Genomic DNA, 7046 nt, shown 5'->3' with positions numbered 1-7046 from the left:
TTCTATTCTTTCTCTCCATCGTAAAAAGTCTGAAATTAAACGAAAATATCTGGCAAGATTAAATTTTGAATTTTACCTTAAATCCGCAAATACGGAGGCTTTGCGCCGCCGCGAAATTTTGAAATTCCGCTTGAAATTTACACGCTACTACGCCGCAACCGCCGCGACAAAATTCTATTTGAAATTTCAAGGGCATTTAAACCATGAAATTTATAAAATTTTTTTAGCGACGCAAATTTTATGACATAGGATTTAGAGCTTTTAGCTATTTTTGCCTAGCATATTGTGACAAAATCAGCGATCTATTTTAGCTCTAAAAGCCGTTTAATATCACCCTTGCTTAAATACGGCGCAAATATATGCTGCGGCTGCGAGCCACTTAGTTTTACTAGCATATCACCTGCGCCTAGAAGTTTTTCAGCTCCGCTTTCGTCCAAGACAATCTGAGAGGCTTTGGCATTTTGCACTTTTAAGGCGATTCGTAAATCAAAATTTGCGCGCAATTCTTGCTTAAAAATATTTGCATTGGGCGTTTGGGTCGCTATGATTAGATGGATGTCCGCAGCACGAGCCTTTTGTGCCAAAATCACGATACTATCTTGAAGCGTCTTAATCTGAGCGAAAGCATCAGCAACTTCATCAAAAACTACAACTATGCTTGGCATCGGAGTAGAAAGTTCAGCGTTTTTACTAACACCTTCTTTGGCTAGAACGCTATAACGTTTATCCATTTCCTTAATGACAGCATCAATCACGGTTTGTGTATGAGATATATCCTTGACTACTCCGCCAGGCTCGCTTAAACTTCTTAGTTTGTCGTAAATACCAAACTCAGCTCCATTTTTAGGATCTATGAGTACAAAGCGTATATTTTGATTTAACATTGCTAGCGACGTAATGAGCGTATGTAAAAGCATGGACTTGCCGCTACCGCTAGTACCACCGATAAGCAAGTGCTGTGATAAATCAAAGAAAAATGCCTCATTTTTGATATTGCGACCGCAATAAGCGGGCAAAGCGTAGCTTTTTGTATAGCTAGATATATCGAAACCAAAATCATCTGCATCAAATTTTTTCCACTGACTTTTAGGTCTAGGCAAATATAAATTTAAGCTCATCTGTTCACCCGCGTATTGTGTTGAAGCATCGGAGTAAAGACCAAATTTTACCTTGTAGTCATCAACTTCGTTTTCAACCCGGGCATAGTCTTTCATATCTTTAAAACGGATTTTAAATACGTCGTGACGCAATGCATGGTCACTAGATAGAATTTCTGCTTTTATACCGGCGGAAGTAAAATATTCTCGTATCTTATCCTCATCTAACCTTTCAGAAATTGATTCTTCTGCAGGTAGAATTTTTGGCTCTATTGTAACGCTAAATTCATCAATCAGGAATTGATAAAAGTCATCCTTGCTTTTGTAGAGATTATTTAGCTCGTAAAGTCCACGATGGATATATTTTTCGATAACACTAATAAAAATTGCATCGTCGCTAAAATCTAAATTCTCGCTCTTATGCCTTAGCATAAAAGCTGCACGTAAAATATCTGTATAGTCTTTAGATTCTTTGCCACTGCCAGTTACTTGGGACATATTATATTCTCCACCCCCACTAGAAAATCCATCGTATAGGATGAAATTAGCATAACATGGATTATCTAAACTTTTATATTCTAATCGAAAGGATTTGTTGATTGCCATCCTCAAAATTACATATTTAGGCACATCTACGGCGAGAGAATTTTTGATAATATTAGCAATGAAATTTTCTTCGCCGGCTTTGGTATAAATTTTCCCTAGCATTATTCTCTCCTTGGTTTTATGCTTGCACTATCTCGTGAATCTTTATCATTAGTGATGTCGTAAATCCCTGCGATTTTACCACTTGCAAATTCCAGCTCTCTTTGGCTGAATTCAGTATCTGTAGGTAACACGATAACTTGATTGGACGCATTTGCATAATAGTTTTGAATGACATTCTTACGGTTAGAGGCATCTAGTCTGGCTAGAGGAGTATCAATAATAAGAGGCAAGCATCTATCGCTTAACTTAGATAACGCCCAAAATATGCTAATCGCAGCAATTTGTTTCTGACCTGCACTCTGGCTTCGTACAGCAATAGCTTCTCCGCTTGCATCGATAAATTTCACGATGAAGTTATCGATCTTAATGTCCGCTACGTTGTCCTCAGCAATTAGATGCTTATAATTAGACAAAATTTTATCTTTTAGTCTCTCTCCGGTTCTTACTATGCGTACCGATTTGTAGGTGATAATCTGAGTCTTAATCTCCGATAGCAAATTCAACTTCTTTTTAATACGCAAGTCGCGGGCTGCTTTATCTTTTAACGCAGCAATTTCTATTTCTAGCTCGCCTATATGCTTTTCAGAATTGGTTTTTTGTTCGATATTTTTTCTTAGGTTCTCGCTCGCTTCCAACTTTTCTACCTCTAACGCCTCGATCTCCTCGTTTAGTTTAGCTAATTCCGCATCAACCGATGAATCTGCAATGAGATCATCCAGATTGCGCGAGATACGAGAAATATCAGACTTAGCATTTTTAGCGTCTCTTACGGCATCTAAAAGTTTAACGGAATTTTCTTTAGCAGCACTATAAACGATAGGAATGGTGCTTTTATTAATTCCTTTAAATTCTCCGTCATTATTTTTGATAAATTCTAAAAACGCATCGCGTAAATATGTATTTAAATCTATCGCGTCGCATTTAAATCCTATTTTTTCACGCAATAAGTAATCTGCGCTAAATTTGGCTAACTTAGTAAGGCCCTCTTTATTGAACCCGCTAGTATCGCTACTCTTTTCTATCCTAGATAAAAGTTCTAAGAAGAATTCGTCTAATCCTGCGAATAAAATTTCACCACCGAATTCCGCAATACTTTGCTTGGCTCTTTGCAGGTTAGCCATAGCAGCATCTTTAGCATTTTGCAGGCCCTCGCTTTCTTTAGAATTGCTTCTTATCTTACCTTCCAATTCTTTCTTTTTAGCAGTTATAGCGGCAGATTTATCGCTCACTTGAGCTTCGTAAAATTTTATATTTATTTTAGCATTTTGCAAGCGCTCTTCTTCGCTTTTTTGTCGGCCCTCGCATAAGTCTAGATCAGATTTAATTTTACTTGCCATATTACTTTGTGAAATTAGTTCTCTTTCCACCTTATTGATTTGATCCGATAATCTATCTAATACGGCAATATTCAACATGCTTTGAATTTTATCTTTTAGCTCGGTGCTGACCTCGTCTGCCATCGCCTCGATCTCTTCGCCGTCGAATACAAAAAACTGTAAAAAATTTAACGGTAGAATTCTCTCGATCTCCTCACGAGCTTGATTGTTTTCAAGCCGCTCGCCATCTTTTATAAAAATTAACTTTTCGCATAGATCAGGAAATCTACTCCACTCTCTCCTAATGATTATCTCGCGTTCATCTTCATCAAGCGCTAACTCAATATAGAATTTATTCTCGTCGTTGCTAAGCGCACGACGGTTAAAAGCGCCCCGCCATCCGTTTTCGCTATTTTGACCTAGCAGTAGGACCCTAGGTGTAAAAACACCTCTGCTACGTGTGCCAGTAAAATTTAATACGACCTCCGGTACATTTTCGCCTACATCTAGCATTCCGCTTCCTGCAAAAAGTAATTTCACGCTTCTTATAAAGCTAGTCTTGCCGAATCCATTCCTTCCGAAAAGTAAATATATGGGCTTGCCTTGTGACGAGGTAAATTCTACATTCTGTTCACCATAATAAGCGAAAAGATTACAAATCGTAATGCGTTTATAAAATATCATCACTCTCTCCTAGCTTCGCCGTTTCATCATCAATATTTTTCATAATGATCTCGTAAATTTCGTTATCCTTGATACCTTCTTTTCGCACTATTTCTGAGATAATGCGCTTTGCCGCCTCTCCACCCTTACTTGTCGTATTGATCAAATCAACATCCTCCAATATGGGCGTTGAAATTTCAATATTTTGCATTCTGCCAAACTCCTTTGATATTGTAATACACGAGCTTTCGCTATCGAATTCTTTTTCCCAAATCTTAGCGATCATTCCTAGTTGTTCGTCACTAATTAGCTCACTGCCGCCGCACGCCTTAAATTCTGCTTCGGCGCGCAAAAGCCTTCTTAGAATTTCTTTTCGCGCCGAAGACGTAAAAGGCCCTGGACGAAAACTACCATCTTTTTTAAAATCGCACCTCATTGAACGATTTTCCCTAGCCTCCTTTATAAAATTCCGAAATTCATTTAGTACCGCCAGCGAGCTCTCACCGCTTTTTATGAAGCCTTGCATAGATTTATCTTCGTTTACCAGCGTACATACCCAACATCCAAAGCGGCTTCCACCGCAGCTACTTTGCGACTTATCGATTATAAACTGACATTCATCGCCACTAGCCTGAGAATAAAGTGAAAATAACTTAGCGTGACTAATGCCCCAAGGTGGTGGATTTTGTGTAGTAAGATAGTTCCAAACATCCTCTGTAAGCCACTCAGTGATCGGCGAATAAATTAGTACATTCTCGTAGTCATCATGCTTACTAAATCCATCCTCGCTAACAGTGCGCTTTTCTATACTTCGACGACGATTCATACTCTCACTTTTTCGTACGCCTAGCGTCATTATTGCACTTCCATGCTTTTCTACGATATTTTTTACAATTGATTTCATAGGATTTATTTTTAGACGTTCTGTACACCATCGAAATATACGCGTAGGACTTGGATAACCTTTACCAATAAGATTTACCCAAAATTCATTTTGAGGCGATGGATGAGCAACTATTATTTCAAAAGGAAGTCCGCGCATCTTGGCGTCTAAATTTATCGCCTTTACAATATTTTTAAAATAAACGGCTACATTAGGAGCTTCTACTAAAGTATCTGAAAGTATCGCATAAGTAGGATTTAACTCATCTTTAGGCAGCTTGGTTATCATTTCATACATTAACTGCAAAACACAGGTAGAATCCTTACCGCCGCTAAAAGTAACAATCCACGCACGTTTATATTTTTTATAACGTGCTAAAATCTGTGCTCTTGTATCGTTTAAAAGCGCAATAAATCTATCATCGCTAGAGGTAAATTGCACGCCGCTTTCTTTGGCCTCAATTAAATTGCCGTCGTAAAATTTTACTAACGGATTATCTATTTGCTTTGCTAAATTGTGCGCGCGAGTCGAACTAAAGCAACAAAGAATATACTGAGCCTTTGGATTTCGCTCTATAAAATCTAAAATTTCATCTTTAGTGGTTAGGTTTACAGAATTTGCAATATGATCTGCCAGATAAGCACTTCGCGACCTGATATCTATAATAGCGCTATTTTCAAGAGAGGCTAGAGAGGAAACCGACAAGATTCTAGATCTTACGTTGCTTTTAAGAATGCTTGATCTGGACACAGCCATCTCCTTTTTTGTACTTTCGTAAATTATAATATCCGCAGCGTAAAATTTTACTGAAACCCCAAAAAATTTATACAACAACTCCATGTAATCATATGAAACAATAGCGGTACTTGCTTTGAAAAATTTAGCCGCATGGAAATTTTTTGCTAAATTTTACTTCTAGCCTAGAAATTTATACCTGTATAAAATTTACTTTGAATAGCATATTTCGCCTCTCATCGCTACTGCTTAAGATGCACGATCTTTATATGAGATTGCGACGAGGCTTTATGCGTTTTAAATTTCATCAAACATTCTAAAATTTTACCGCTTCGTAGCGCGTGAATAGACTCAGGGCAAATTTTGTTTCGCTATTAGCGCGACAACGCGTGCCTTTTCTACTCACTTAATATATCAAGAGCCGCTTTTAATTGCTCTTTAAAGGTTTCTCTTAGATCTTTTGGCTCTAAAATTTCTATATCGGGAAGCCACTTTTTTATAAATGGCAATATCTCCATATCCTGAGTAAAATCTATGCTAAAAATAATGCTACCATCATCTAGCTTCTTTTTAAATTTTTGAGTTGGGAAAAACAGCTTCATGCCCTCCTTAAAATATATAGCCACTTTCGGAGAAGCTTTTAATAGCGCTATTCGCGTCGGCTTGGAGGGCAAGCTCATAGCGTTTTGTATTTTATTGAAATACGTTTCGTATTCCTTCAAGATCTTTCCTTCGTATTTTTTTGAGCTTTTGCTAAGCGATACGATAAAAGCCACTCTTAAAAGCCTAAAATTTCCCTCGGCATCCTCGATAGCCAAATACCAATTACTGTCGGTAAAAACTATTTTTAGGCATTTTGCATCGATTAAATTCTCCATTTCACCGATATATTTATACTTGATATTTCGGCATTCTTTATTTTTAACGGCATTTCGAAGCTCGCTCAAATATCTTTTACTTAGCTCGTCTTGCAAAACCTCTAAGGGATTGGTTCTAAATAAAAATATGTCCGAATCCTCTTTTAGTTGTTTAGATACTTTCTCTTTTTCATGCTTCTCTAAATCGCTAAATAAGCTAGGATCATTTTCGTTTAATAAACTAATTAACCAGCCTAGATCATTGCCATATTCTAAAAGACATTTTAAAACGCCGATTATATCTTTGTTTTTATCATATACTCTTAATACTTTTACCGGTCTCTTGTCGTGTCCTATGAGCTTGCTTTCTACCCTAAAAGCATTTGGAAATAGCTTCTCGATTTCGCCCATATACCTTCTAAGCGTTCTTTCCGTAATATGAAACTCATCTAAAAGCCGTGTATCAAAAGGACAAATTTCTTGTTTTACAACTAATTTTTTTAAAATTTCAAAAATAACTAGCGTTTTATTATCTGCATTTGATGACATTACAACTCCTCGTATTCTCTAAATTTTGCGTGTTTAAATTCTCGCTTAATTACGACTTTACCGTTTTCTACCTGCTCGCTTACGATGCGGTTAGTAGTCGCATACACGGCGATCAGACCCATATTTTTAGCAAATCTTATCATATTATAAGTCGCTCCGTAATCACCTTGCACCAGTAGTACATCGCCTGCTTTTGCCTGCGATCTAAGCCTATCTTTATAAATTTCAACGATTTTTA

General features: G+C 37.3%; 6 protein-coding genes. 1 reads left to right on the top strand and 5 read right to left on the bottom strand.

Translation table 11 applies throughout. From position 1 onward, the window contains the following. Positions 1-244, top strand: a 244-nt coding sequence (locus tag Q0257_RS02110) for a hypothetical protein (protein ID WP_298020967.1), incomplete at its 5' end; no start/stop codon positions are given. A 58-nt stretch (positions 245-302) separates the two neighbouring features. On the opposite strand, the gene Q0257_RS02105 is transcribed toward Q0257_RS02110, so the two are convergent. The 5 genes from Q0257_RS02105 to csx20 all read right to left on the bottom strand — a co-directional run. After that, positions 303-1805, bottom strand: coding sequence for an FtsK/SpoIIIE domain-containing protein (locus Q0257_RS02105; protein ID WP_298020965.1), 1503 nt, complete (start codon positions 1803-1805; stop codon positions 303-305). Next, complete coding sequence (locus tag Q0257_RS02100) at positions 1805-3805, bottom strand: AAA family ATPase (protein WP_298020962.1); 2001 nt, start codon at positions 3803-3805, stop codon at positions 1805-1807. The genes Q0257_RS02105 and Q0257_RS02100 overlap by 1 nt, the downstream gene beginning before the upstream one ends. Further along, a complete protein-coding gene (dndC, locus tag Q0257_RS02095; protein ID WP_298020960.1) occupies positions 3792-5417 on the bottom strand; it encodes a DNA phosphorothioation system sulfurtransferase DndC in 1626 nt (541 codons plus the stop codon). The genes Q0257_RS02100 and dndC overlap by 14 nt, the downstream gene beginning before the upstream one ends. Positions 5418-5800: 383 nt before the next feature. After that, positions 5801-6808, bottom strand: a complete 1008-nt coding sequence (locus Q0257_RS02090) for a WYL domain-containing protein (RefSeq protein ID WP_298020957.1) — start codon at positions 6806-6808, stop codon at positions 5801-5803. Further along, positions 6808-7046: CRISPR-associated protein Csx20 (csx20, locus tag Q0257_RS02085; RefSeq protein ID WP_298020955.1), on the bottom strand; the 239-nt coding region annotated here is incomplete at its 5' end. The genes Q0257_RS02090 and csx20, both read right to left, overlap by 1 nt.

Source organism: uncultured Campylobacter sp., assembly GCF_938018035.1.
Taxonomy (GTDB): Bacteria; Campylobacterota; Campylobacteria; order Campylobacterales; family Campylobacteraceae; genus Campylobacter_B.
This window is presented reverse-complemented; position numbering and strand designations above follow the sequence as displayed.

What these genes read in the sequence shown, in the direction of transcription:
- Q0257_RS02100 (WP_298020962.1), bottom strand. Translation starts at nt 3,805, where the DNA reads ATGATATTTTATAAACGCATTACGATTTGTAATCTTTTCGCTTATTAT.
- Q0257_RS02105 (WP_298020965.1), bottom strand. Translation starts at nt 1,805, where the DNA reads ATGCTAGGGAAAATTTATACCAAAGCCGGCGAAGAAAATTTCATTGCT.
- Q0257_RS02090 (WP_298020957.1), bottom strand. Translation starts at nt 6,808, where the DNA reads ATGTCATCAAATGCAGATAATAAAACGCTAGTTATTTTTGAAATTTTA.